We start from the raw sequence: 22,835 nt of genomic DNA, 5'->3' as shown, positions 1-22,835 counted from the left end.
CCGGAGCCTTCCGGCGGCTCAGTGCAGGCCGCCGACGCCGAGCAGCTTTTCCACCACCTCGGGCCGGGCGGACAGCTCCGCCGGCGTGCCGGACCAGGCAACCCGGCCACGCTCGAGGATGATGGCGTGGTCGGCGAAATCAAGCGCGCTCTGGATGCGCTGCTCGACCAGGACAACGGTCATCTCGCCGCCGGAAGCCAGATGCGAGAACGCGGTCATCAGCTCCTCGCAGATGACCGGGGCCAACCCCTCCAGCGGCTCGTCGAGCAAGAGCACTGTCGGCTTGCCGAGGATGGTGCGGGCGGTGGACAGCATCTGCTGCTCGCCGCCGGACAGCTGGGAGCCGAGGTTCCGGCGGCGCTCCTTGAGCCGCGGGAACATCTGGTAGGCCTCCTCGATCGCCGACCGGTCGCGGCCCTTGAGGCCGACGAAGAGGTTTTCCTCGACGGTCAGGGAGGGGAAGATGCAGCGCGCCTGCGGCACGTAGCCGAGGCCGCTGCGGGCACGGGCCGAGCTTTCCTGGCTGCTGAGATCGGTGCCGCCGAGGCGGATCGAGCCGCCATAGCGCCTGGTCTGGCCAGCGATGGTGGCAAGCAGCGTCGTCTTGCCCATGCCGTTGCGGCCGAGCACGGCCAGCCGCGCGCCGGCCGGCACGGAGAAGCTGACGCCCTCCAGGACCCGCGTCGGGCCGTAGCCGGCGCTCAGGTCGGCGACTTCAAGCGGCGCTGCGGTCATTGGCGTAGCTTCCGAGATAGGCTTCGCGGACGCGGGCGTCCCTGGTGACGTCCGCCGGCGAGCCGTCGAAGATGATGGCACCGGCGGCGAGCACGATGACGCGCCTGGCGAAGCGGAAAACGAGATCCATGTCGTGCTCGATCATCAGCACGGCAAGGTCGGCGGGCAGGCCGGCAAGGGCGGCCTCGATGCGCGGGGTGTCGCTCTGCGGCACGCCGGCAGCCGGTTCGTCGAGCAGCAGCACCTTGGGCCTGAGCGCCAATGCCAATGCGATCTCCAGAAGGCGCTGCTGGCCATAGGCGATCTCGGCGACCTTGCGGGTGGCGATGTGGTCGAGGCCGAGTGTGCGCAGCAATTCGGCGACCTCGGCCATGACGTCGGGCTTGGCCTGGTAGTGGCCGAAGATCGCGCCGGTGCGACCGGTGCGCTGCATGACGGCGAGCGCCAGATGCTCCTCCGGGGTCATGTCGGGAAACAGGCGCGTGACCTGGAACGAACGGACGAGGCCCTGGCGGACACGCAAGGTCGGGCTAAGCGAGGTGACATCGTTGCCGCCGAGCAGGACCTTGCCGGAATCGGGTTCGAGATGGCCGGTGACGAGATTGACGAAGGTGGTCTTGCCGGCGCCGTTGGGGCCGATCAGGGCGACGCGGTCGCCCGGATTCATGGTGATCGACACGTCCTGCGTGACGGCAAGACCGCCGAACGCCTTGTTGAGGTTCTGGACCTGGAAGACCGCAGTCATTTGCCCGTCCTCCGGAAACGATCGACAAGCGCGAGCGCCGTGCCATAGAGGCCACGCGGCGCAAACAGCACCACGGCGATCAGAAGCGCGCCGACGATGGTGAGCCAGTGGAACGGATTGGCGGCCGAGACGAAATCCTCGAACCACATGAAACTGACGGTGCCGATCAGCGCGCCATAGAGCGAGCCGGTGCCGCCGAGGACGAGCATCACCAGCGCTTCGGCCGAGAGCGTGAAGCTGAGCGAATCGAGGCCGACGACCTGGGTCGAGATGGCGTTGAGCGCGCCGCCGACTCCCGCCACGGCGCCTGAGATGACATACATCTTGAGCAGCGTGCCCTGCACCGAAGCGCCCATGGCGCGGATGCGGATCGGATCCTCCTTGATGCCGCGGCAGAGCATGCCGAAGGGCGAACGGGTGATCAGCCGCAGCACGACGAAGGCGATGACGACCAGCGCGACGGCAAAACCATAGGCCGTGCGGCCCCAGAGGTCGAAGGCGAATAGGCCGAACACCGGATCGGGCGCAATGCCGGACAGGCCGTCGCTGCCGCCGGTATAGGCGGAGGCCTTGTTGGCGGCCTCGTGGAACAGATGGACGACGGCGATGGACAGAACCAGTTGCGCCAGCCCATGGCCGCGCAGGATGACGGCGCCTGAGACGACGCCGGCTACGGCACCGCCGAAGGCGCCGACGACGACCATCAGCAGCGGATCGGTGATGCCGAAATGCACGGCGGCGATGCCCGAGGCGTAGGCGCCGGCGCCGAAGAGGGCGGCATGGCCGAGCGTGGCCACCCCGCAGAAGCCGGTGACCAGATCGATCGACAGCACCAGCAGTGCGACGCCGAGGATGCGGGTCAGCAGCGCCAGGTTGTTGGGGAACAGGAAATAGCCGATGGCGGCGACGGCCAGGATGACGGCGAGGCCGAGCAGGTCGCGCATGAGCCAGTTCGGGCGCGCGGCAGCCCCAGGCTTCGCAGATGAGGTGGTCTCGATGGCAGCCATCTAGCTTCTCCTGCCGAGAAGGCCGCGCGGGAAAACGCAGACGATGGCGATGACGGCGAGGTAGAAGAAGAACTCGCCATATTCCGGCAGAAGATAGCGGCCGGTGGTGTCGATGGCGCCGAGCAGCAGGCAGGCAAGCAGCGCGCCGGGGATGGAGCCGGCGCCGCCGACCGAAACGACGACGAGGAAGGTGACCATGTAGCGGAGCGCGTAATAGGGTTCGATGGGAAGCAGCTCGGCGCCAACGATGCCGCCGAAGGCGGCGAGGCCGACGGCCACCGCGAAGCTGACGGCATAGACGATCCTGGTGCGCACGCCGAGCGAGGCGGCCATGGCGGCATTGTCGACCGAGGCACGCAGCTTGACGCCGAACGAGGTCCGTTCGATCAGGTACCAGAGCGCGCCGGCAACGGCGACGCCGCAGGCGATGGCGAACAGCTTGTGGGCGGCGATCGAGCGGAAGCCGAGATCGACCGGACCGCGCAGCGCCTCGGGCAGCGGGATGGTCTTCAGCGTCGGGCCGAAGACGTAGTTGGCGATGCCGATGACGCAGAAGGTGATGCCGATCGTCATCAGCACCTGGGTGAGTTCGGGCGCGCCGTAGATGCGGCGGTAGAGGAAGCGCTCGACCGGGACGGCGATGATGATGGTGCCGACCACCGCGGCGAGGATCGCCACGCCATAGCCGAGGCCGAGCGTCTGGGTGGCATAGGAGGCGATGTAGCCGCCGATCATGGCGAAGGCGCCATGGGCGAGGTTGACCACGCGCATCAGGCCCATGGTCACCGAAAGTCCTATCGAGATGACGAACAGCACCATGCCATAGGCAAGGGCGTCGATCCCAACGCTGAGAACGGTTTGCATCGTGTGATCCAGCAGCAGCCCGGACGCATCAGGCATCCGGGCCCTGTCGTTGGCGTAACGCTGTTACTTCAGGGCTGCAAGGCCGGGGTCGCCCTGCTTTTCGAAGGTCGCGATTTCCTTGTTGTAGAAGGTGCCGTCCTCGGCCTTGGCGACCTCGCGCAGATAGATGTTCTGCGTGATGTGGCGGCTCTCGGCATCGATCGACACCGGGCCGCGCGGGCTTTCCCAGGCGAGGCCCTTGACGGCGTCGACCGCCTTCTGGGCGTCCTGCTCGCCGCCGGTGGCCTCGATCATCTTGTAGATGACATGCATGCCGTCATAGGCGCCGACCGAGGGGAAGGACAGTTCGGCCGGGTTGCCGATGGCCTTGCGGGCGGCCTCGACGAACGTCTTGTTTTCGGCCGAGTCGTGCGACACGGCGTAGTGGAAGGTGGTCAGCAGTCCGGATGCCGCCTCGCCGAGTGCCGGCAGATCGGACTCCTGGGTCAGGTCGCCGGGGGCGAGGAACTGCACGCCTGCCTTGGCAAGGCCGTTTTCGTTGTAAGCCTTGACGAAGCCGAGCGTGGTCGGGCCCGACGGCAGGAAGGCGAACACCGCATCGGCGCCCGAATCCTTGACGCGTTGCATGATCGGGCTGAAGTCGTTGGTCGACAGCGGCATGCGGACGGAATCGACTATCTCCCCGCCTTCGGCGGTGAAGGTGGTCTTGAAGGCGTTTTCGGAATCGACGCCCGGGCCGTAGTCGGAAACCACGGTGATGACCTTCTTGACGCCGCGCTCCCTGGCGACCCTGGCCATCGGCGCCGAGGTCTGCCAGGTGGTGAAGGAGGTGCGCACGACCAGCGGGCTCTTGGTGACGATGGCCGAGGTGGCGGCGTTCATGACGACCAGCGGCACGTTGGCCTGTTCGAGAAGCGGGGTGACCGCCATCGCGTCAGGGGTGAAGTAGAAGCCTGCGAGATACTGCACGCCTTCCTTGACGACCAGTTCCTGGGCCAGCGCCTTGGACTGGGCCGGATCGGCGGCCGGCAGGTCGCGGTAGACGATCTCGATGTCGTCGTCGCCGACCTTGGCGCCGTTGAGCGCGATCCAGGCGTCGATGCCGGCCTTGAAATTCTTGCCCTGGATGGCGAACGGGCCGGAGAACGGACCGACGACACCGACCTTGATGGTGTCGGCGAAGGCGGTGCCGGAAAGCGCAAGTACCGCCAGGGCGGCCAAAACAGACTTCTTCAATTTTTCCTCCATCTGGACGAGCCGGCACTGTCGCGCGCGCCGGTCCCGGTATGTCCGTAGCCAAGTGTCATGTTCGAAACGGTAATGTAAAATGAAAAGAATCGCTCAATCTATAACCTGACAGATATGTGACCGGCGCGATTCCACGGGATCAATAAGGCAGGCCGACGTAGTTTTCGGCGAGCGAGGCCGATGCCGCCTGCGAATGGACGAGATAGTCGAGTTCCGCCTCCTGGATACGCTGGCCGAAATCGTCGGTGTCGGGGAAACGGTGCAGCATGGTGGTCATCCACCAGGAGAACCGCACCGCCTTCCAGACGCGCGACAGGGCACGGGCCGAATAGGCATCGATGCCAGCCTGCGACCTGTCCTGGTAGAATTCGCGCAGGCCCCAGTAGAGATAACGCACGTCACTGGCGGCGAGGTTGAGACCCTTGGCGCCGGTGGGCGGCACGATGTGGGCGGCATCGCCGACGAGGAACAGGCGGCCGAAGCGCATCGGCTCGGCAACGAAGGAGCGCAGTGGCGCGATCGACTTTTCAAATGACGGACCGGTGACGACGCGCGCGGCGACCTCGGGCGGCAGGCGGCGGCGCAACTCGTCCCAGAAGCGCTCGTCGCTCCAGTCCTCGACGTGATCGTCGAGCGGGCACTGGACATAGTAGCGGCTGCGGTGGGTCGAGCGCATCGAACACAGCGCAAAGCCCCTGGGATGATTGGCGTAGATCAGCTCGTGGTCGGCCGGCGGCACCTCGGCCAGGATGCCGAGCCAGCCGAACGGGTATGCCCGCTCATAGGTCTTGATGGCGCGCTCGGGCGCCGATTTGCGGCAGACGCCATGGAAGCCGTCGCAACCGGCGATGAAATCGCAGTCGATGCGGTGGGTGGCGCCGTCCTTGTCGTAGGTGACGAAGGGCGTGTCGGTGTCGAAACCGTGCGGCGTGACGTTCTTGGCGTCGTAGATCGTGGCCAGGCCCGCAGCCTCGCGCTTGTCCATCAGGTCGTGCGTGACCTCGGTCTGGCCGTAGACGGTGACGCGCTTGCCGCCGGTGAGTTGGGCAAGGTCGATGCGATGCAGCCGGTTGTCGAAGGCAAGCGAGATGCCCTCATGCGGCAGGCCCTCGGCATGCATGCGGGCGCCGGCGCCGGCTTCGTCGAGCAGGTCGACCATGCCCTGTTCCAGAACGCCGGCACGGACGCGGCCGAGCACATAGTCGCGATCGACGCGCTCGAGAATGACGTTGTCGATGCCGCTGTTGGCGAGCAGTTGCCCGAGCAGGAGCCCGGAAGGGCCGGAGCCGATGATGACCACCTGAGTACGCATCTGTTTTCCTTTTTCCCGCACGCCCACCGTCGACCTGCGGGCCTGGGCCCACCGACGTTCCAGGCGTTTGGCTGACGGGCCGCCGCCGGCTAGTTGCCCGGCCGCGCGCCCATGCTTTCGATCTGGCCGGCAAGTGCGGCCGCGTGCCCGAGCGACGCCGCCGCCGCCGCCGCCATCTGCGGCAGGAGCAGCCATTCCAGCGTCCAGGCGGCGCCTGAACGCTCCTGTTCGTGGACCAGGGCGTGGTGCATTCCGGAGAGCTGCGTCGCATTGAAGCGTGCGAGCGCGACGAGCACCTCGGCAGCGACCGGGTTCTGCTTGTGCGGCATCGCCGAGGAGCGGCCGCCGCCGCCGAGCGCGATCTCGGAGCCGTCCTGCGCCATCAGGGCAACGTCCTGGCCGAACTTGCCGAGGCTGCCCGAGATCAGCGACAGCAGGCCGGCGAACTCGGCCAGACGGTCGCGCTGGCTGTGCCATTGCGGGGCGTCGCCAAGGCCAAGTTTCTGCGCCAGCGCCCTGCGCACCGCGGCAGCCTTGCCACCCAGCTTTTCCAGCGTGCCGGCGGCACCGCCGAACTGGACGACGAGAAGTTCGGCGCGGGTCGCGGCCAGCCGCACGCGATGACGCTCCAGCGGCGCACGCCAGGACGAGACGCGGTCGGCGACGGTGATTCCGATCGCCGCCTGCATGCGGGTACGGCCGATCAGCGGACGGTCGCCGAATTGCCTCTCCACCGCCGCAAGCCTGGCCGCCGCTCCGGCAAGGAGCGCGTCGAGGCGCTCGACGACGGGCTTGAGACGGAGCACGAGTGCGCTGTCGATGACGTCCTGGCTGGTGGCGCCGAAATGGACCTTGTCGCCATGCGGTGCGCCAACCGCAAGGCGCAACTGGCGAACAAACTCGGGAACGACGACACCGTCGCGGGCAACGGCGGCGTTGAGCGCCGTCACATCGGGCTCGAAGGAGGCGGCTGCCGCGACGATCGCAGCGGCTGCCACGCTGCCGATGACGCCCTCGCCTGCCTCGGCCTCGGCCAGAGCGCGCTCGAAGGCAAGCATCGCGGCGATCTCCGCCTCGGCGGAAAACTGGCGCGCGGTCTCGGCATCGGCCAGCAGGCCGGAGAGGAAGGGATGATCGAAGGGCGATACTGTCATCTGCTCAGGGGGGCATGTGCTGAAGGGTCGTGGGCTCGGGCTCAGATGTCGAAGAACACCGTTTCCTTGTCGCCCTGGAGGTGGATGTCGAAGACGTAGACATCGTCCAGGCGCGCGGCGATCAGCGTCGGCACGCGCGAACGGTGCTCGATGCGGGCCAGCACCGGGTCATCGGCATTGGCCTGTTCTTCGTCGGCAAAATACATCCGGGTCTGCAGGCCGAGATTGATGCCGCGCGCAACGATCCAGAAGGTGATGTGCGGAGCCATGAGCACGCCGGGCTTGTAGGGCACGCGGCCCGGCTTGATGGTCTCGAACAGGCATTCGCCCGAGACCATGTCGGTGGCCTTGCGGCCCCAGCCGGTGAAGTTGGGGTCGGCGGCACCGCGGATTTCGGTCGGCGAATTGTAGAGGCCAGCGGCATCGGCCTGCCAGATCTCGATGAGGGCATCCCTGAGCGGCGCGCCGGTACCGTCGAGCACGCGGGCGCGCACGGTGATGCGTTCGCCCATGGTCTTGTCGTTGACCATGTCGGTGCCGAGGTCCTTTTCGAAGACGCCCGGAATGCCGCAGAAATTGGGGGTGAGACCGATATGGACGTAAGGACCCGCCGTCTGCGAGGGGCTTTCCTTGAGCCGGTTCAGCGACTGGACCATCAGTTGCCCTCCAGACGGTTCTCGAACACCGAGGAGCGGCGGCCGCGCAGCACGATGTCGAACTTGTAGGCGCGGGCGTCCATCGGGATCGTCGCCTGCATGTCGAGGGCTGCGATCAACGTCTCGACGGCAGCCCGGTCGGGGATGGTCCTGACGATCGGGCAGAGCCAGATCAGCGGATCGCCCTCGAAATACATCTGGGTGATGAGCCGCTGGGCAAAGCCGTGGCCGAAGACCGAGAAGTGGATGTGGGCGGGGCGCCAGTCGTTGACGCCGTTCGGCCACGGATAGGGGCCGGGCTTGATGCTGCGGAAGGCATAGCTGCCGTCCTCGTCGGTGATGGTGCGGCCGCAACCGCCAAAATTGGGATCGAGGGCGGCAATGTAGCCTTCCTTCTTGTGGCGATAGCGCCCGCCGGCATTGGCCTGCCAGAATTCCAGCAGCGCGCCCGGCACGCCCTTGCCGCGCTCGTCGAGCACGCGGCCGTAGACGATGATGCGCTCGCCGATGGCGCTTTCGCCCGGCTTGGCGAAATTGTGGATCAGGTCGTTGTCGAGTTCGCCCAGCATATCGTGGCCGAAGACCGGACCGGTGATCTCGGAAATGGTGTTGTCGAGCGACAGAAGCGCCTTTTGCGGCGACCGCAGCACCGAGGTCTTGTAGCCGGGCGTGAAGGCCGGCGGGTGCCAGGAGCGGTCGCGCTGGAAGAAGGCGCCGATCTCGGGCTGGCGGTTCGGCTTGGGATCAATGCTCATCGGATTTGCCCGCGTCCTTTTCGGCAAAGACCTGCTTGGCGATCTTGATGGCGCGGTTGGCCGCCGGCACACCGGCATAGATCGCGACATGCAGGAAGGTTTCGCAGATGTCCTCGCGCGACGCGCCGGTGTTGGCGGTGGCGCGGACGTGCATTGCCACCTCCTCGTCATGGCCCAGCGCCGCGAGCAGGGCGAGGGTGACCATCGAGCGCTCGCGCTTGCTCCAGGTCGGGCGCGCCCACACCGTGCCCCAGGCGGCCTCGGTGATCAGTTCCTGGAACGGCCGGTCGAAATCGGTCGAGGCCGTTTCGGCGCGGTCGACATGGGCATCACCGAGCACCGAGCGGCGAACGGCGAGACCCTGGCGATACCTGGTCGAGGCTGGCGCCGATGCGTTCATTGTCAAATCACTCCAGTGGAAGGCGGGCGACGAAGCGCCTGATGAGGGCGACGAGCTCGTCCGGCTTTTCAACGCAAGGGATATGGCCGGCGCCGTCGATGATCTTGAAGCGCGAGCCGGGAATGAGATCGGCCATTGAGCGCACCAGTGCCGGCGGGGTCGAGCCGTCATGGTCGCCGACGACGCAGAGCGTGGGCACGGCGATCGCCCTGGCGGCCTCGGTGTAGTCGGCGTCGCGCAGGGCGGCACAGGTGCCGGTGTAGCCGGCGAGCGGCTGGCGCGACAGCATGTTGCGATAGCCGACGAGGTCGGGCTGGCGCTGTTCGTGAAATTCGGGCGTGAACCAAAGCTTCATGACGCCATCGGCGATCGAGGCGATGCCGTTTTTCTCGACGGCGGCGATGCGCGTGTTCCAGCTGTCGTTGGTGCCGATCTTGTGGGCGGTGTCGCAGAGGACCAGCGCGCGGACCAGGTCGGGACGCCTGGCATAGAGACCCTGGGCGATCAGCCCGCCGACCGACAGGCCGCAGACGATGGCGTTCCTGACATTCAGGTGGTCGAGCAGGCCGGCGAGATCGCCGACATGGTCGTCCATCGAATAGGGAGCCGTCCCCGTGTCGGAAAGGCCGTGGCCGCGCTTGTCGTAGGTGACGATGGGGAAGTCACCGGCAAGCCGGACGATGACGTCGCGCCAGATGCGGAAATCGGTGCCCAGCGAATTGGCAAATACCAGGACCGGCTTGCCTGCGGGACCGCCGATGAGCTGGTGGTGCAGCGTGATGCCGCCGATGTCTGTGAATTGCACTCGATTTCTCCTCGGGATGACAGTGGATGAGATGTTTGGTTTGGTAAAATGATATTTTGTGGCCTTCTCTTAACTGCTGGGTTATGAAAATCCCATGATCGAAAGCCGTGTCAGGTTCCGCCACCTCCAGACTTTCCTAGAAGTCGCGCGCCAGAAAAGCGTGGTCAAGGCAGCCGGGCTGCTCAATGTCAGCCAGCCGGCGGTGACCAAGACGATCCGCGAGCTGGAGGAGGCGCTGGGCGTCAGCGTGTTCGAGCGCGACGGACGCGGCATCAAGATCACGCGCTCGGGCGAAGTGTTCATGCAGCACGCAGGCATGGCGATCACCGCGCTGCGCCAGGGCATCGATTCGGTCGCCAATGCGCGGGCCGAGGGCGCACCGCCTATCCGCATCGGCGCGCTGCCGACGGTTTCGGCGCACATCATGCCGCGCGCCATGAGCCTGTTCCTCGGCGAAGACACGGGCGCCACGATCAAGATCGTGACCGGCGAGAACGCAGTGCTCCTGGAGCAGCTCAGGCTCGGCGAGCTCGACCTCGTCGTCGGCCGACTGGCGGCACCCGAGAAGATGACCGGCTTCTTCTTCGAGCACCTCTATTCGGAACAGGTGGTCTTCGTGGTCCGCGCCGGCCATCCACTGCTCAAGGGCGACGCCGACGTGTTCGAACGGCTGGGCGAGTTCCCGCTGCTGATGCCGACGCGCGGCTCGATCATCCGGCCCTTCGTCGAGCGCTTCTTCATCACCAACGGCGTCGCCTCGATCCCGACCGAGATCGAGACCGTATCGGATTCGTTCGGCCGCGCCTTCGTGCGCCAGAGCGATGCGGTGTGGATCATCTCGCATGGCGTGGTCAGCGACGAGATCAAGGCCGGCACGCTGAAAATGCTGCCGGTGGACACGGCGGAGACGCGCGGGCCCGTGGGGTTGACCATGCGCACCGACACGCAGCCTTCGGCGGCGTTTTCGATCCTGCTCAAGACGATCCGCGAAGCGGCGACCGAGCGCGGCTGAACGCCGCCATCGGCCGTGCCCCCTCGCAAAGGCCAGGTGCATCCGCTACATACGTCAGACGTTTGAAACGAGGATGCGATGGCCGAGAAGACCGAAGGGCGAAAGACGATCGTGCTGACCGGAGCCAGCCGTGGCATCGGCCATGCGACGGTGAAGCGCTTTTCGCGCGAAGGCTGGCGCGTCATCACCTGCTCGCGCCAGGCATTTTCCGACGATTGCCCCTGGCCGGCCGGACCTGAAGACCACATCAAGGTCGACCTTGCCGACCAGGGCGACGTCGGCAGCGCCGTTTCGGAAATCCGCCAGCGGCTGGAAAAAGAAGGCGGCATGCTGCACGCACTGGTCAACAACGCCGGCATTTCGCCCAAGCTCAAGGGCGGCGCGCGCATGAACTCGCTCGACACGCCGATGCATGTCTGGCGCGACGTGTTCCAGGTCAACTTCCTGGCGCCGATCATGCTGGCGCGCGGCCTGTTCAAGGAACTTGCGGCGGCGAAGGGCTCGGTGGTCAACGTCACCTCGATCGCCGGTACGCGCGTCCACCCCTTTGCCGGCGCGGCCTATGCGACCTCGAAGGCGGCACTTGGCGCGCTGACGCGCGAGATGGCCGCCGACTTCGGCCCGCACGGCATCCGCGTCAACGCCATCGCCCCCGGCGAGATCGACACCGCCATCCTGTCGCCGGGCACCGAGAAGATCGTCGAGACGATCCCGATGCGGCGCCTGGGCGCCACGTCCGAGGTGGCCGACATCATCTATTTCCTGTGCTCGAGCCAGGCGTCCTATGTCACCGGCGGCGAGATCCACATCAACGGCGGCCAGCACGTGTGAGCGGCGCGCCTGGCGTTCTCTCCGAGGGGGCAAGGGACCAAACCTCCGGCACTGAGCGGCGAAGCGTTTCAGTAGCCCTCATGGTGAGCCTGTCGAACCACGAGGGCGCTGGGCGACCGGTCCCCGAACGAGATTGACGCCTGAGCCAGCGCCTCCGGTGTCCAGCGCCCTCGTGGTTCGACAGGCTCACCATGAGGGCTACGGAGATGGCGTGCCGATTTCCGGTCGCGCAACTGACGGATGAGCACGCAACCTCAACGAAAAAAGCCCGCCAGATGGCGGGCTTTTTGCTGTTGGCGACGTGCAGTCGATCAGGCCTTGACCTGCCTGGCGGCTTCGTCGAGCGACTTTTCGACGGCGTCGAAGATGTCGTCGACCTGCTTGTCGTTGATGATCAGCGGCGGGCAGAAGGCGAGGGAGTCGCCCATGTTGCGGGAGATGACGCCGTTCTGCTGCAGGATGCCGTTGACCAGGCCGCCGAGCGCGCCGACGTTGCCCCATGGCGCCTTGGTCGCCTTGTCGGTTACCAGTTCCATGGCGCCGATGAGGGCCACGCCGCGGACTTCGCCGACGAGGTCGTGCGCGGCGAGGCCGGCGAGGCGCTTCTGCATGTGGGCGCCGACCTCGCGGGCGTTGGCGACGAGGTTGCGCTCCTCGATGATGGCGATGTTTTCAAGCGCGACGGCCGCCGCCACCGGGTGGCCGCCGGCGGTGAAGCCATGACCGAAGGTGCCGATGCGGTTGCTTTCGTCGGCCAGCGGGTCGAACACCCTGTCATTGACCAGCATCGCCGAGATCGGCAGGTAGGACGAGGAAATCTGCTTCGACATCACCATGATGTCGGGCTGCATGGCGTAGGTCTCGGTGCCGAACATGTTGCCGGTGCGGCCGAAGCCGCAGATGACCTCGTCGGCGACGAGCAGGATGTCGTACTTCTTGAGCACGGCCTGGATCTTTTCCCAGTAGCCGGCCGGCGGCACGACGACGCCGCCAGCACCCATGACCGGCTCGCCGAAGAAGGCGGCAACGGTGTCGGGGCCTTCGGCGAGGATCAGCTTCTCCAGGTCATCGGCGAGGCGGGTCGAGAACTGCTGCTCGGTCTCTCCCGGCTGCGCCTCGCGCCAGTGGTGCGGCGACGAGGTGTGCAGCACGTTGGCGATGGGCAGGTCGAAGGACATGTGGTTGTAGGGCAGGCCGGTGAGGCTGGCCGAGGCGATGGTGACGCCGTGATAGCCGCGCTTGCGCGAGATGATCTTCTTCTTCTGTGGCTGGCCGAGCGCGTTGGAGCGATACCAGATCATCTTCATGGCCGTGTCGTTGGCCTCTGATCCGGAATTGGTGAAGAACGCCTTGCTCATCGGCACCGGCGCCATGGTGACCAGCTTCTCGGCAAGGTCGATGACCGGCGAATGCCCCTTGTGGGTGAAGTTGTGGTAGAAGGGCAGCTTGGCCATCTGCCGGGTCGCCGCATCGACGAGGCGCTTCTCGGAGAAGCCGACGCCGACGCTCCACAGGCCCGACATCGCTTCGATGTAGCGCTTGCCCGAGATGTCCTCGACATAGATGCCGTCACCCTTTTCGATGATCAGCGGCCCGACCTCCTGGTGGCGACGGGCGTTGGTGTAGGCGTGCATGTGGTATTTTTTGTCGCGCGCCTCGGGCGAATTGGGCTGGGTGTCCATCGGGGCTTCCTCCGTTCCGATCCTGAGCCGCACGAGCGGCTGTCCGAATGCAAGGGCGATCCGGCCTGGTGCCGCGACCGCACTTGCAAAATCCACGTTTTGCTGTTTGATGCATCATGTTTTTCAAGCAGCGGACTGTCAAGGGCCAGAGCATGCCCGCAGGCAGGCCACGCGGCATCGGCAGGATCGAGGAGCAATGAACGAGAGTTTCGGCTTGCAGGCGGTGGAACACGACAATCTCGGCGAGATCGTCTATGGCCAGCTGTCGGATGCGCTGATCAAGGGCCGCTTCGCGCCGGACGCGCGGCTGACCATCCGCGATCTCGCGCAGTCGCTCGGCACCAGCGTGACCCCGGTGCGCGATGCCATTTTGCGGCTGATCCAGGACGAGGCGCTGGTGCAGAAATCGGCGCGCGAGGTGCGTGTGCCGGTGATGACACTGGAGCGCTATCTCGAGATACGCCAGATCCGGATGAAGCTCGAAGGGCTGGCCGCCCGCGAGGCCGCGCTGAAAGCCGAGGCCAAGGACATGGCGCGGCTGCGCGATCTGATCGACCGCAACGAACGGGCAATCGCCGACGAAGACTGGGCCGGCGCGCTGGAGCTCAACCAGACCTTCCATTTCGCCCTGGCCCAGATCGCCAACATGACGGTGCTGCGCGGCATTCTGGGCCGGCTGTGGCTGCAGATGGGTCCCATCATCGCGGCATCCTACCAGCATGGCGGGCGGGCGATGATCGACCAGCACCACATCATCCTTGCCGCCATCGAGGCCCGTGACGCCGACAAGGCCGAACGCGCCATCGTCGACGACATCCGCGGCGCAAGCTCGGTCATCATCGAGCAACTGAGCGCGCTGAAGCCGGCCGGAGGCGCTGCCTGAGATGGACAGCGTCGACTGCATCGTCGCCGGCGCCGGCGTCATCGGCCTCGCCGTGGCGCGCGAGCTTGCCAGGCGCGGCATGGAGACGATCGTCCTGGAGAGGGCGGACGCCATCGGCACCGAGACCAGCTCGCGCAACTCCGAGGTGATCCACGCCGGCATCTATTATCCCGAAGGCAGCCTGAAGGCGAAGCTCTGCGTCGAGGGCCGCGACCGGCTCTACGCCTATGCGGCCGCGCGCAACATTCCGCACAAGCGTTGCGGCAAGCTGATCGCGGCGACCCTGCCCGGGCAGCAGGAGATGCTGGCCGGGATCATCGCCAAGGCGAAGGCCAATGGCGTCGACGATCTGGTGATGCTGAACGCCGCCGAGGCCATGGCGATGGAGCCATCGCTGACATGCGTGGCGGCAGTGCTGTCGCCATCGACCGGCATCGTCGACAGCCATGCGCTGATGCTGGCGCTGCTCGGCGAGGCGGAGGAGCATGGCGCCTTTCTCAGCCTCAACACCGAAATCGTGTCGGGGCGGATCGAGACGGAGCGCTTCGTGCTGCAGACGCGGGACGGGTCGAGCGGCGCCAGCTTCGAGATCGCGGCGCGGCATTTCGTCAATGCCGCCGGGTTGGGCGCCAACAGGCTGGCAGCCTCGCTCGAAGGGCTCGACCCGCAATTCGTGCCGACGCTCAAGCTGGCGCGCGGCAGCTATTTCTCGGTCACCGGCAAGCCGGCCTTCTCCAGGCTGATCTACCCGGTGCCGGAGCCGGGCGGGCTCGGCGTGCACCTGACGCTCGACCTCAATGGCGGCATGCGCTTCGGCCCCGATGTGGAGTGGATCGAGGACAAGGACTACACGGTCGACCCGCGCCGCGCCGAGCATTTCTACGGCGAAATCCGACGATACTGGCCGGACCTTGCCGATGGCAGCCTGAGCCCGACCTACAGCGGCATTCGCCCCAAACTGTCGAGGCCGGGCGAGCCGGCAGCCGACTTCGTCATCCAGGGCGCCGAGACCCATGGCGTCAAGAACCTCGTCAACCTGTTCGGCATCGAAAGCCCGGGGCTGACCTCGTCGCTGGCGATTGCAGATCTCGTGGCACAAAGAATTGCGCCACCCTATGTCTAGTACAACTCCCCGATTAGGCGTTTAGGCCATTGCCGACGCAAGCCCCTTCCCGCCACCGTTCCAGCAAGGACACCGCAATGTACCCTGACGTTAAACTGTTCATCGACGGCAAATGGAGCGACGCAGAAGGCGGCAAGACCATCGACGTCACCAATCCCGCCACCAATGAGGTGATCGGCAAGGTCGCCTCGGCCGGCAAGGGCGATCTCGACCGGGCACTTGCCGCGGCAGAGCGCGGCTTCAAGGCGTGGCGCAAGGTTTCGCCGTTCGACCGCGCCAAGGTGCTGCGCCGCGCCGCCGAACTGATGCGCGAGCGCGCGGACCAGATCGCGACGCTGATGACGCAGGAACAGGGCAAGCCGATCGGCGAGGCCAGGATGGAAATCCTGTCGTCGGCCGACCTGTTCGACTGGTTCGCCGAAGAGGGCCGCCGCACCTATGGCCGGGTCATACCGGCCCGCGCGCCCGGCATCCAGCAGCTCGTGGTCAAGGAGCCGGTCGGCCCGGTGGCGGCGTTCACGCCCTGGAACTTCCCGGTGTCGCAGGCGGTGCGCAAGATCGGCGCCGCACTCGCCACCGGCTGCTCGATCATCGTCAAGCCGCCGGAAGAGACGCCGGCATCACCGGCCTGCCTGGCCGACGTGTTCAGGGATGCCGGCCTGCCGGACGGCGTGCTCAACCTCGTCTACGGCAATCCGCCGGAGATCTCCGGCTACCTCGTGCCGCATCCCATCATCCGCAAGGTGTCGTTCACCGGCTCGGTGCCGGTCGGCAAGCATCTCGCCGCACTGGCCGGCACGCACATGAAGCGGGCGACGATGGAACTCGGCGGCCACGCCCCGGCGATGGTGTTCGACGACGCCGACATCGACGCGGCAGCGGCGATCCTGGCAGGCTCGAAGTTCCGCAATGCCGGCCAGGTCTGCGTGTCGCCGACGCGCTTCCTGATCCAGGAAGGCGCACATGACCGCTTCCTCGGCAAGTTCGTCGAGCATGTGCGCGCGGTGAAGGTCGGCGACGGCCTTGCCGAGGGCACCCGCATGGGGCCGCTGGTCAACGAACGCCGCCTCGAGGCAGTCGAGACGCTGATCAACGAGGCGGTGAGCGACGGCGCCAGGATCGAGACCGGCGGCAAGCGCATCGGCAACAAGGGATCGTATTTCGAGCCGACGGTGCTTTCGGGCGTGCGCCCCGACATGCGCATCATGAACGAGGAGCCGTTCGGCCCGGTGGCGCTGGTGATGCCGTTCAAGACGTTCGAGGATGTCGTGACCGAAGCCAACCGCCTGCCCTACGGGCTCGCCGCCTACGCCTTCACCAAGTCGAACAAGACGGTGACGGACCTTGGCGCCGAGATCGAAACCGGCATGCTGACCATCAACCATCTCGGTCTCGCCTTGCCCGAAACGCCGTTCGGCGGCATCAAGGACAGCGGCTACGGCTCTGAAGGCGGCTCGGAAGCATTGGAAGCCTATCTGGTGACCAAGTTCCTGACCCAGGCAGCCGTCTGAACCTGACGATCGAACAGAGCCGGCGCCGCACAGGCGCCGGCTCTGTTCAAGACGTTTTCGGCCGTTTGGACTGCAGGATGTTGCGGATCGAAAAGCTCGAATGGATGCGGGCGAGGCCCGGCAGGGCCGACAGGATTTCCTTGTGCACGCGCTCGAAATCGCCGGCGCTGGCGACCTCGACGCGCAGGAAATAGTCGGAATCGCCCGTCATCAGGTAGCACTCCTTGATCTCGGGGTAGCGCCGCACCGCCAGTTCGAAGCGGTTGAAATAATCCTCGGTCTGTCGTTCCAGCGTGATCTGGACGATGACGGCGATGCCCTCGTCGGCGGCGGCATTGCCGATGATCGCGGTGTAGCCGCGGATCACCCCTTCCTGCTCCAGCAATTGCACGCGTCTCAGGCAGGCGGACGGCGACAGGCCGACCTCCTCGGCCAGCCTGGCGTTGCTGATGCGCGCATTGGCACGCAGGGCGCGGATGATGTTGCGGTCGATGGCATCCAGCGACGGCATCGCATTTCCTTCCAATGAGGCGCTGAAAATTGCACCAACATCCTGTTGTTCGCACAAGATGCATCATATTGGCAAGATTTTCGACGATCATTGCGGTATGGTCACGGGATTGGCGAGGGACGGAGCCCGGGCGTGACCATGAGCGTGCGAAGCGACATCGAGAGCCGTGCGGCCTGCGGGGTCCTGACCATCGATCTTGGCGCGCTGGTTGCCAATTACCAACTGCTTTGCCGGCAAACGGCACCGGCCAAGGCCGCCGCCGTGGTCAAGGCGGACGCCTATGGCCTCGGCGTCGCGCATGTCGCCCCTGCCCTCTACGAGGCCGGCTGCCGCGACTTCTTCGTGGCGCATTTCATCGAGGCCATCAGGCTGAAGCCGTACCTCCCTTCCGACGCGCGCATCCTGGTGCTGAACGGCCTGATGCCCGGCAGCGAAGGCGATTGCGCCGATCTCGGCGTCGTGCCGGTGCTGAACTCGCTGGAACAGGTCGCCAACTGGTCGGCGACGGCAAGGGCGCGCAACGCCACGCTGCCAGCAGCACTGCAGGCCGACACCGGCATGTCGCGGCTCGGGCTCGAACCGCGGGAACTGGACACGCTGCTTGCCGAGCCGGACAGGCTTGCCGGCATCGATCTTGACATCATCATGAGCCATCTTGCCTGCGGCGACGAGCCGGCGCACGCGGCCAACGCCCGCCAGCTGGCACGGATGGGCGCCGTCCGGAGCCGCTTCCCCGACGCAAGACTGTCTTTTGCCAACTCGGCCGGCATCTTCCTCGGCGAGGACTATCGCGGCGAACTCGCCCGCCCGGGCATCGCGCTCTATGGCGGCGCGCCGCTGGGCGAAGGCCAAAACCCGATGCGGCCGGTCGTGCGGCTCGAGGTCGGCGTCGTGCAGACCCGCACCGTGCCGGCCGGCGCCGAGATCGGCTATGGCGCGAGTTTCGTCGCCTCATCCGAGATGCGGCTTGCCACCATCGCCGCCGGTTATGCCGATGGACTGCCGCGCCATCTCAGCAATACGGGTGCCGCATATTACGGCGACGTGCGCCTGCCCATCGTCGGGCGCGTGTCGATGGACAGCATCATCCTCGACGTCACGTCGCTCCAGCCCGGTGCGCTGAAACTCGGCGACATGGTCGAGCTGATCGGCCCGCACCAGACGCTCGAAACGATCGCGGCGGATGCCGGCACCATTTCCTACGAAATCCTGACCAGCCTGGGCCGGCGCTACGAGCGCCGCTACCTCAGCCCGGCAGCGCGCTAACCACAGGGGCAATCATGCGCATAGTCATTCTCGGCGCCGGCGTCATCGGCGTCACCTCCGCCTACTACCTGGCCAAGGCCGGCCACAAGGTGACCGTGCTGGACCGCCAGCCGGGCCCGGCGCTGGAGACCAGCTTTGCCAATGCCGGCGAGATTTCGCCCGGCTATGCCTCGCCCTGGGCCGCGCCCGGCATTCCACAGAAGGCGATGAAGTGGCTGTTCATGAAGCATGCGCCGCTGATCATCCAGCCGATGCTGGACATCAAGACCTGGCGCTGGGTGACGGCGATGCTGCGCAACTGCACCTCGGCCCGCTACGCCCTGAACAAGGGCCGCATGGTGCGGCTCGCCGAATACAGCCGCGACCAGCTGATCGCGCTGCGCGACGACACCGGCATCGCGTACGACCACCGCACGCAGGGCACGCTGCAGCTGTTCCGCTACGCCAAGCAGCTCGACGGCATGGCCAAGGACATCGAGGTGCTGAAGAGCGACGGCGTGCCTTACGAGGTGCTGGACCCCGCCGGCTGCGTCGGCGCCGAGCCGGGCCTGGCACCGGTGTGCGACAGGATCGCCGGCGGCCTGCGCCTGCCCAATGACGAGACCGGCGACTGCTTCAAGTTCACCAACGAACTGGCCAAGCTGGCGGAAGGACTGGGCGTCGAGTTCCGCTACGGCGTGAAGCTCGAAGGCCTGCGCCAGGAAGGCAACCGCATCGTTGCCGTGCGCACCTCGGAAGGCGAGGTCGAGGCCGACACCTTCGTCGGCGCGCTGGGCAGCTTCACGCCCGCCTTCGTCAAGCCGCTCGGCCTCACGGTGCCGGTCTATCCGGTCAAGGGTTATTCGATCACCGTGCCGATCGTCGACGAGAGCAAGGCGCCGGTGTCGACGATCATGGACGACACCTACAAGATCGCCATCACCCGCCTCGGCGACCGTATCCGCGTCGGCGGCATGGCCGAGATTGCCGGCTTCAACACCGACCTGTCACCGTCGCGCAAGGCAACGCTGCAGTTCTCGGTCGAGGATCTGTTCGGCGGCGCCGCCGACCAGAGCCGCGCCACCTTCTGGAGCGGGCTCAGGCCGATGACGCCGGATGGCACGCCGGTCATCGGACGGACCAGGTTCGACAATTTCTACCTCAATACCGGTCACGGCACGCTGGGCTGGACCATGGCCTGCGGCTCGGGCCGCGTGCTGGCCGACATGATCGGCAGCGTCCGGCCGGAGATCGACGTCTCGGATCTGGCGCTGTCGCGCTACGCCTGAGCAACGTCCAGTCGAAACGAAAAAGGCGCCGCGTTCCCGCGCTTTTTTTGCCTTCAGGACAGCCCGTCAGAAGCCCGAGGTCGACTTTTCGACCTGCCTGAGCTTGCCCTTGTCGATGCGGAAGAACGGCATGGCGCGTTCGCCCGCACCATCCTCGCGGAAGCGGAAGACGCCGGTGGAGCCGCGGAAGCCGGTGGGATTCTCGATCACCTTCTTGGTGAAGCCCTTGGGGCCCATGGCACTGGCGATGCCGGCGGCAAGGGCCACGGTGTCGTAGCCATAGGCGACGTTGACGTCGGGCTCGTAATTGTAGGTCTTGCGGAAACGCTCGGCGATCGGCCCGATCTCGGCGCTGTCGAGAGTGGCGATGTAGGCGCCCTGCAGCACCGGGTCGTCAATGCCGTGCTCGAGCCAGCGGTTGGAGCCAACCAGCGTGACGTTGTTGCCGAGCACTCCCTTGGCCTTGAGCGCCGAAACCAGCGGCGCCGGATTGGCGCCGCCGCTGGCGATGACGACCGCCTGCGGATCGCTGACCAGCGCCATCATGTCGGCGACCGCCTTTTCCGAGCCGCCCGACGACGGGCCAAAGGGCAGCGCCACGGCAAGGGAGGCGCCATAGATCGACAGGCTGTTGGCGACCCGCTTTTCGACCGCCTTGCCGGCCTCGCCTTCGGCCATGAACAGCACGAACTTGCGCGGCCCCTTGGCAGCGATGGCGGCCGCGCCTGCGGCGGCACTGTCGGCCTCGTTGAGCCTCACCGAATAGACGCCGGGGGCGCCGGCATAATTGTCGGCCAGCGCCAGCACCAGCGGCCGGTTGGTGCCCGAGACCGCAGCCAGCTGCCGCACCGCGCCCTGCTCGCTGGGACCGATGACCAGCTTGGCGCCCGAGGCCAGCGCACCCGTGGCCAGCGTGCGGGCGCGACCGTCATTGCCGCCGGTGTCCTCGACATTGAGGGTGATGAGGTCGTTGCCGAGATCGGCCATGGCAAGGGCTGCGGCATCGCGCATCTTGCGGCCGCGGTCGCCGGCGGCGCCACCGGCGGAGAGGGGAAGCAGCATGGCCACCTTGACCGGGCCCTTGCCGAGCGTCTCGCCGGCCTTGGCCGGGCCTGGCTTCGCGGCGGCGGCTTCCGCGCCGGCTGTATTTCCTTCAGCCACGGTGCCCAGAACGTCATCGCTGCCGGCGCCGCCGGACTGGCAGGCGCTCAGGCCGAGCGGCAACGCCAGTGCGAGGGCCAGCAATGCGGCATGCCGCGAGATGCGCTGTCGGGATACCGTCATCATTTCTCCCCTGGCGCATGGTTCCCGGGATGGGATCGATCCCCGGACAGGATCATGCGCAGAACCAAAGTGCACCCGCGTCCATGCGCGCCCGAAGGCGTGCGGCGCGGTAATCAGTCCCCCGCATCCAGACCTAGCCGCCAAACAGCTTGGCGCGCAAGCTGCGGATATGCCGCGCCTGGGCCGCCGGCCGGTATTCGACGCAGCGCATGTAGCGTGGGCCCGGCACGAAGGAGCGCCTGACGCAGACGCCCCTGGGAGGCGCCGAGCCGCCAACCGTGACCGCGCCGAGGCCGGCTACCGCGGCGAAACCGAACGTCGCCTCGGGCACCACGCCACTCACCTTGTGGCCATCGCGCTGGAGGATCGCCCGCGCCCGGAGGCAATAACGCACCGAAAGCGCCGAAAACCGCGTCTCGGCATGGCCTGCCCGGTATTTCATCACCGTGGTGCAAAGATCGCCGCCGGCCAGGCGGAACGCGCCGGCGAGATACCGCACGCCAAGGGCGATGTTGGTGCGCGGCTCCGCCAGGTCGTCGAGGGTGCCGCGAAAGCCCATCATCCGGGCCGTGGCCGGCATCACCTGCATCAGCCCGACCTCGCCATCGCCGCCACGCGCCTCGGGATCGTAAAAACTCTCGATCTCCATCACCGCAAGGGCGAATTCTGCCGGCAGGCTCCGGTTCCTCGCCTCGCAGGCGGCAAAGGCACGGAAGGCTGGTCGGCCGGCCTCGACAGCCGGGTCGGCGCATGGCGCCGGTGCCACGACAGGATCGGCCTGCGGCAGCCTGAGCTCAGGGACGGCGGCAGACGCCGCCGTCGCCGCCAGCGCAAGGCAGCCCAGGAGCGGGGCAACGAGCGCTCGCCTCATCGCGCGGGGCCGGGGCGTTCGAGACACCATCGGCGCGGCGAAGGCCACGGGAGAACGCGTGCCCGCTGCCCGGCTAGTTCATGTACTCGACCATGCGGCTGTGGAAGCATTCGCATTTGTTGAGGTAGTCTTCGTCGCGGTAGTTAGTCTTGAGGTAGCCATAGGCCTTGCCGCAGGCGACCTTGGCCTCGGAGGCCCAGACGAAGACCGGGCGCTTGGAATCGATCCACTGCGAGCTGTTCGCCGCCGCGACCGCCTCGTCCATCAGGCGCACGACCTCGGTCTTGAGCTCGCCGACATTCTCGTTCAGCGCCAGGCTGGAGGTGCCGGCCGTGGTGCAATAGCTGACCGTGGGCATGTCGATCAGGTCGGCCGCCACAGCCTGGCCGGCGAAGGCGGCCAGGCAAAGGCCGGCAACGGCCGACCGCATCTTCCAATCAAAAGCCATGAGAAATCCCCTCTCCTGCCGGCATGCCTTGGTCGCCGGCTGCAACCCGTTGACGTCCCCGCCCGGCAGCCCGGGCGTATTCACATTCTCAAAACGTGCCGTGCCCCGGCTCTTCCTCGAAGAGGATGGTGAAAGGCACCATGGCGACCATGGCATCCCCGGCCATGTCCGTTGCAACGACGACGTCGACCGGCCCCGCCGCAGCCTCGACGCCAGGCGCCAGCAGATGCGGGATCAGGTCGGAGATCTCGATGACCTCGCCGAACAGCGCATCGGCGAGGATCTCGCCGAGTGCCGCCTGGTCGGTCGCCGGCAACGGAGACGGGGCGAGCATGGGCAGGTCCGGGAAATCCGGCTCCGCCCGCCACTCCGCGATCCCCACGACATCAAGGGCGAGCGCCGCAGCACCCGCCCCTTCGTCCGTTGTGTCAGGTCTGTCGACCGTCATCGAAAACTGCAGTCCC

Annotated in this window: 24 protein-coding genes; 7 read left to right on the top strand and 17 right to left on the bottom strand. The window is 66.6% G+C overall.

The features are described 5' to 3' along the window. Window positions 1-18: 18 nt before the first annotated feature. The 11 genes from GGR00_RS18230 to pcaD all read right to left on the bottom strand — a co-directional run bounded on the left by GGR00_RS18230 (window position 19) and on the right by pcaD (window position 9,681). Complete coding sequence (locus GGR00_RS18230; protein WP_184700300.1) at window positions 19-735, bottom strand: ABC transporter ATP-binding protein; 717 nt, start codon at window positions 733-735, stop codon at window positions 19-21. Continuing rightward, window positions 716-1,480 carry an ABC transporter ATP-binding protein gene (locus tag GGR00_RS18225; protein ID WP_055972293.1) on the bottom strand — a complete coding sequence of 255 codons (765 nt, stop codon included), beginning with the start codon at window positions 1,478-1,480 and terminating at the stop codon, window positions 716-718. Before GGR00_RS18225 ends, GGR00_RS18230 begins: the two co-directional genes overlap by 20 nt. Next, on the bottom strand, window positions 1,477-2,487 hold the full coding sequence (locus tag GGR00_RS18220) for a branched-chain amino acid ABC transporter permease (RefSeq protein WP_184700299.1): 1,011 nt from the start codon (window positions 2,485-2,487) through the stop codon (window positions 1,477-1,479). The genes GGR00_RS18225 and GGR00_RS18220 overlap by 4 nt, the downstream gene beginning before the upstream one ends. Continuing rightward, the gene (locus GGR00_RS18215) at window positions 2,488-3,351 is read right to left on the bottom strand and encodes a branched-chain amino acid ABC transporter permease (RefSeq protein ID WP_055972374.1); all 864 of its coding nucleotides are present in this window, start codon (window positions 3,349-3,351) and stop codon (window positions 2,488-2,490) included. 63 nt (window positions 3,352-3,414) lie between these two features. Continuing rightward, entirely contained in the window at window positions 3,415-4,599 is a 1,185-nt protein-coding gene (locus GGR00_RS18210; protein ID WP_156381140.1) for an ABC transporter substrate-binding protein, read from the bottom strand. A gap of 139 nt (window positions 4,600-4,738) precedes the next feature. Then, window positions 4,739-5,911, bottom strand: coding sequence for a 4-hydroxybenzoate 3-monooxygenase (pobA, locus tag GGR00_RS18205; RefSeq protein WP_184700298.1), 1,173 nt, complete (start codon window positions 5,909-5,911; stop codon window positions 4,739-4,741). 89 nt (window positions 5,912-6,000) lie between these two features. After that, on the bottom strand, window positions 6,001-7,065 hold the full coding sequence (locus GGR00_RS18200; RefSeq protein WP_184700297.1) for a 3-carboxy-cis,cis-muconate cycloisomerase: 1,065 nt from the start codon (window positions 7,063-7,065) through the stop codon (window positions 6,001-6,003). A 41-nt stretch (window positions 7,066-7,106) separates the two neighbouring features. After that, window positions 7,107-7,721, bottom strand: a complete 615-nt coding sequence (gene pcaG / locus GGR00_RS18195) for a protocatechuate 3,4-dioxygenase subunit alpha (protein WP_184700296.1) — start codon at window positions 7,719-7,721, stop codon at window positions 7,107-7,109. Then, on the bottom strand, window positions 7,721-8,476 hold the full coding sequence (gene pcaH, locus GGR00_RS18190; RefSeq protein ID WP_184700295.1) for a protocatechuate 3,4-dioxygenase subunit beta: 756 nt from the start codon (window positions 8,474-8,476) through the stop codon (window positions 7,721-7,723). The genes pcaG and pcaH overlap by 1 nt, the downstream gene beginning before the upstream one ends. Continuing rightward, on the bottom strand, window positions 8,466-8,876 hold the full coding sequence (pcaC, locus tag GGR00_RS18185; RefSeq protein ID WP_184700294.1) for a 4-carboxymuconolactone decarboxylase: 411 nt from the start codon (window positions 8,874-8,876) through the stop codon (window positions 8,466-8,468). Before pcaC ends, pcaH begins: the two co-directional genes overlap by 11 nt. A 7-nt stretch (window positions 8,877-8,883) precedes the next feature. Then, complete coding sequence (gene pcaD, locus GGR00_RS18180) at window positions 8,884-9,681, bottom strand: 3-oxoadipate enol-lactonase (RefSeq protein ID WP_055972312.1); 798 nt, start codon at window positions 9,679-9,681, stop codon at window positions 8,884-8,886. Between the two features lie 94 nt (window positions 9,682-9,775). On the opposite strand from pcaD, the gene pcaQ reads away from it, so the two are divergent. Both pcaQ and GGR00_RS18170 read left to right on the top strand, forming a co-directional pair. Then, on the top strand, window positions 9,776-10,693 hold the full coding sequence (gene pcaQ / locus GGR00_RS18175; protein WP_055972314.1) for a pca operon transcription factor PcaQ: 918 nt from the start codon (window positions 9,776-9,778) through the stop codon (window positions 10,691-10,693). Window positions 10,694-10,771: 78 nt separating this feature from the next. Next, window positions 10,772-11,524: an SDR family NAD(P)-dependent oxidoreductase gene (locus GGR00_RS18170; RefSeq protein WP_184700293.1), complete on the top strand. Its 753-nt coding sequence runs from the start codon at window positions 10,772-10,774 to the stop codon at window positions 11,522-11,524. 311 nt (window positions 11,525-11,835) lie between these two features. Here GGR00_RS18170 and GGR00_RS18165 read toward each other — a convergent pair whose 3' ends face one another. Continuing rightward, a complete protein-coding gene (locus GGR00_RS18165) occupies window positions 11,836-13,206 on the bottom strand; it encodes an aspartate aminotransferase family protein (protein ID WP_184700292.1) in 1,371 nt (456 codons plus the stop codon). Window positions 13,207-13,402: 196 nt separating this feature from the next. Here GGR00_RS18165 and GGR00_RS18160 point away from each other — a divergent pair, with 196 nt between their 5' ends. From GGR00_RS18160 to GGR00_RS18150, 3 genes are all read left to right on the top strand, one after another. Then, on the top strand, window positions 13,403-14,089 hold the full coding sequence (locus GGR00_RS18160; protein ID WP_184700291.1) for a GntR family transcriptional regulator: 687 nt from the start codon (window positions 13,403-13,405) through the stop codon (window positions 14,087-14,089). A gap of 1 nt (window position 14,090) precedes the next feature. Next, a complete protein-coding gene (locus GGR00_RS18155; protein WP_184700290.1) occupies window positions 14,091-15,212 on the top strand; it encodes an NAD(P)/FAD-dependent oxidoreductase in 1,122 nt (373 codons plus the stop codon). Window positions 15,213-15,289: 77 nt separating this feature from the next. After that, window positions 15,290-16,723 carry an NAD-dependent succinate-semialdehyde dehydrogenase gene (locus tag GGR00_RS18150; RefSeq protein ID WP_184700289.1) on the top strand — a complete coding sequence of 478 codons (1,434 nt, stop codon included), beginning with the start codon at window positions 15,290-15,292 and terminating at the stop codon, window positions 16,721-16,723. A 46-nt stretch (window positions 16,724-16,769) separates the two neighbouring features. Here the strand turns inward: GGR00_RS18150 and GGR00_RS18145 are convergent, their stop codons facing one another. Then, window positions 16,770-17,234, bottom strand: a complete 465-nt coding sequence (locus GGR00_RS18145) for an Lrp/AsnC family transcriptional regulator (RefSeq protein ID WP_184700288.1) — start codon at window positions 17,232-17,234, stop codon at window positions 16,770-16,772. Between the two features lie 132 nt (window positions 17,235-17,366). On the opposite strand from GGR00_RS18145, the gene alr reads away from it, so the two are divergent. Together alr and GGR00_RS18135 are read left to right on the top strand one after the other, a co-directional pair. Continuing rightward, a complete protein-coding gene (gene alr, locus GGR00_RS18140; protein ID WP_377864177.1) occupies window positions 17,367-18,500 on the top strand; it encodes an alanine racemase in 1,134 nt (377 codons plus the stop codon). A 14-nt stretch (window positions 18,501-18,514) separates the two neighbouring features. After that, a complete protein-coding gene (locus GGR00_RS18135; RefSeq protein ID WP_184700286.1) occupies window positions 18,515-19,768 on the top strand; it encodes a D-amino acid dehydrogenase in 1,254 nt (417 codons plus the stop codon). A 66-nt stretch (window positions 19,769-19,834) separates the two neighbouring features. On the opposite strand, the gene GGR00_RS18130 is transcribed toward GGR00_RS18135, so the two are convergent. From GGR00_RS18130 to GGR00_RS18115, 4 genes are all read right to left on the bottom strand, one after another. Beyond that, window positions 19,835-21,052 carry an ABC transporter substrate-binding protein gene (locus tag GGR00_RS18130; protein ID WP_184700285.1) on the bottom strand — a complete coding sequence of 406 codons (1,218 nt, stop codon included), beginning with the start codon at window positions 21,050-21,052 and terminating at the stop codon, window positions 19,835-19,837. A gap of 133 nt (window positions 21,053-21,185) precedes the next feature. Continuing rightward, complete coding sequence (locus GGR00_RS18125) at window positions 21,186-21,923, bottom strand: lytic transglycosylase domain-containing protein (protein ID WP_246441473.1); 738 nt, start codon at window positions 21,921-21,923, stop codon at window positions 21,186-21,188. Window positions 21,924-21,996: 73 nt separating this feature from the next. Then, entirely contained in the window at window positions 21,997-22,371 is a 375-nt protein-coding gene (locus GGR00_RS18120; RefSeq protein ID WP_055975969.1) for a hypothetical protein, read from the bottom strand. Between the two features lie 88 nt (window positions 22,372-22,459). Then, a complete protein-coding gene (locus GGR00_RS18115; RefSeq protein ID WP_184700284.1) occupies window positions 22,460-22,819 on the bottom strand; it encodes a hypothetical protein in 360 nt (119 codons plus the stop codon). Window positions 22,820-22,835 lie beyond the last annotated feature (16 nt).

The sequence above is a fragment of the Aminobacter aganoensis genome, assembly GCF_014206975.1.
Taxonomy (GTDB): Bacteria; Pseudomonadota; Alphaproteobacteria; order Rhizobiales; family Rhizobiaceae; genus Aminobacter; species Aminobacter aganoensis.
The sequence above is the reverse complement of the archived record's forward strand: the minus strand, read 5'-3'. Positions and strand labels throughout refer to the sequence as shown.

Coding starts and splice junctions, on each gene's coding strand:
- GGR00_RS18230 (WP_184700300.1), bottom strand. CDS start 735: ATGACCGCAGCGCCGCTTGAAGTCGCCGACCTGAGCGCCGGCTACGGC.
- GGR00_RS18225 (WP_055972293.1), bottom strand. CDS start 1,480: ATGACTGCGGTCTTCCAGGTCCAGAACCTCAACAAGGCGTTCGGCGGT.
- GGR00_RS18220 (WP_184700299.1), bottom strand. CDS start 2,487: ATGGCTGCCATCGAGACCACCTCATCTGCGAAGCCTGGGGCTGCCGCG.
- GGR00_RS18215 (WP_055972374.1), bottom strand. CDS start 3,351: ATGCAAACCGTTCTCAGCGTTGGGATCGACGCCCTTGCCTATGGCATG.
- GGR00_RS18210 (WP_156381140.1), bottom strand. CDS start 4,599: ATGGAGGAAAAATTGAAGAAGTCTGTTTTGGCCGCCCTGGCGGTACTT.
- pobA (WP_184700298.1), bottom strand. CDS start 5,911: ATGCGTACTCAGGTGGTCATCATCGGCTCCGGCCCTTCCGGGCTCCTG.
- GGR00_RS18200 (WP_184700297.1), bottom strand. CDS start 7,065: ATGACAGTATCGCCCTTCGATCATCCCTTCCTCTCCGGCCTGCTGGCC.
- pcaG (WP_184700296.1), bottom strand. CDS start 7,721: ATGGTCCAGTCGCTGAACCGGCTCAAGGAAAGCCCCTCGCAGACGGCG.
- pcaH (WP_184700295.1), bottom strand. CDS start 8,476: ATGAGCATTGATCCCAAGCCGAACCGCCAGCCCGAGATCGGCGCCTTC.
- pcaC (WP_184700294.1), bottom strand. CDS start 8,876: ATGAACGCATCGGCGCCAGCCTCGACCAGGTATCGCCAGGGTCTCGCC.
- pcaQ (WP_055972314.1), top strand. CDS start 9,776: ATGATCGAAAGCCGTGTCAGGTTCCGCCACCTCCAGACTTTCCTAGAA.
- GGR00_RS18170 (WP_184700293.1), top strand. CDS start 10,772: ATGGCCGAGAAGACCGAAGGGCGAAAGACGATCGTGCTGACCGGAGCC.
- GGR00_RS18165 (WP_184700292.1), bottom strand. CDS start 13,206: ATGGACACCCAGCCCAATTCGCCCGAGGCGCGCGACAAAAAATACCAC.
- GGR00_RS18160 (WP_184700291.1), top strand. CDS start 13,403: ATGAACGAGAGTTTCGGCTTGCAGGCGGTGGAACACGACAATCTCGGC.
- GGR00_RS18155 (WP_184700290.1), top strand. CDS start 14,091: ATGGACAGCGTCGACTGCATCGTCGCCGGCGCCGGCGTCATCGGCCTC.
- GGR00_RS18150 (WP_184700289.1), top strand. CDS start 15,290: ATGTACCCTGACGTTAAACTGTTCATCGACGGCAAATGGAGCGACGCA.
- GGR00_RS18145 (WP_184700288.1), bottom strand. CDS start 17,234: ATGCCGTCGCTGGATGCCATCGACCGCAACATCATCCGCGCCCTGCGT.
- GGR00_RS18135 (WP_184700286.1), top strand. CDS start 18,515: ATGCGCATAGTCATTCTCGGCGCCGGCGTCATCGGCGTCACCTCCGCC.
- GGR00_RS18130 (WP_184700285.1), bottom strand. CDS start 21,052: ATGACGGTATCCCGACAGCGCATCTCGCGGCATGCCGCATTGCTGGCC.
- GGR00_RS18125 (WP_246441473.1), bottom strand. CDS start 21,923: ATGAGGCGAGCGCTCGTTGCCCCGCTCCTGGGCTGCCTTGCGCTGGCG.
- GGR00_RS18120 (WP_055975969.1), bottom strand. CDS start 22,371: ATGGCTTTTGATTGGAAGATGCGGTCGGCCGTTGCCGGCCTTTGCCTG.
- GGR00_RS18115 (WP_184700284.1), bottom strand. CDS start 22,819: ATGACGGTCGACAGACCTGACACAACGGACGAAGGGGCGGGTGCTGCG.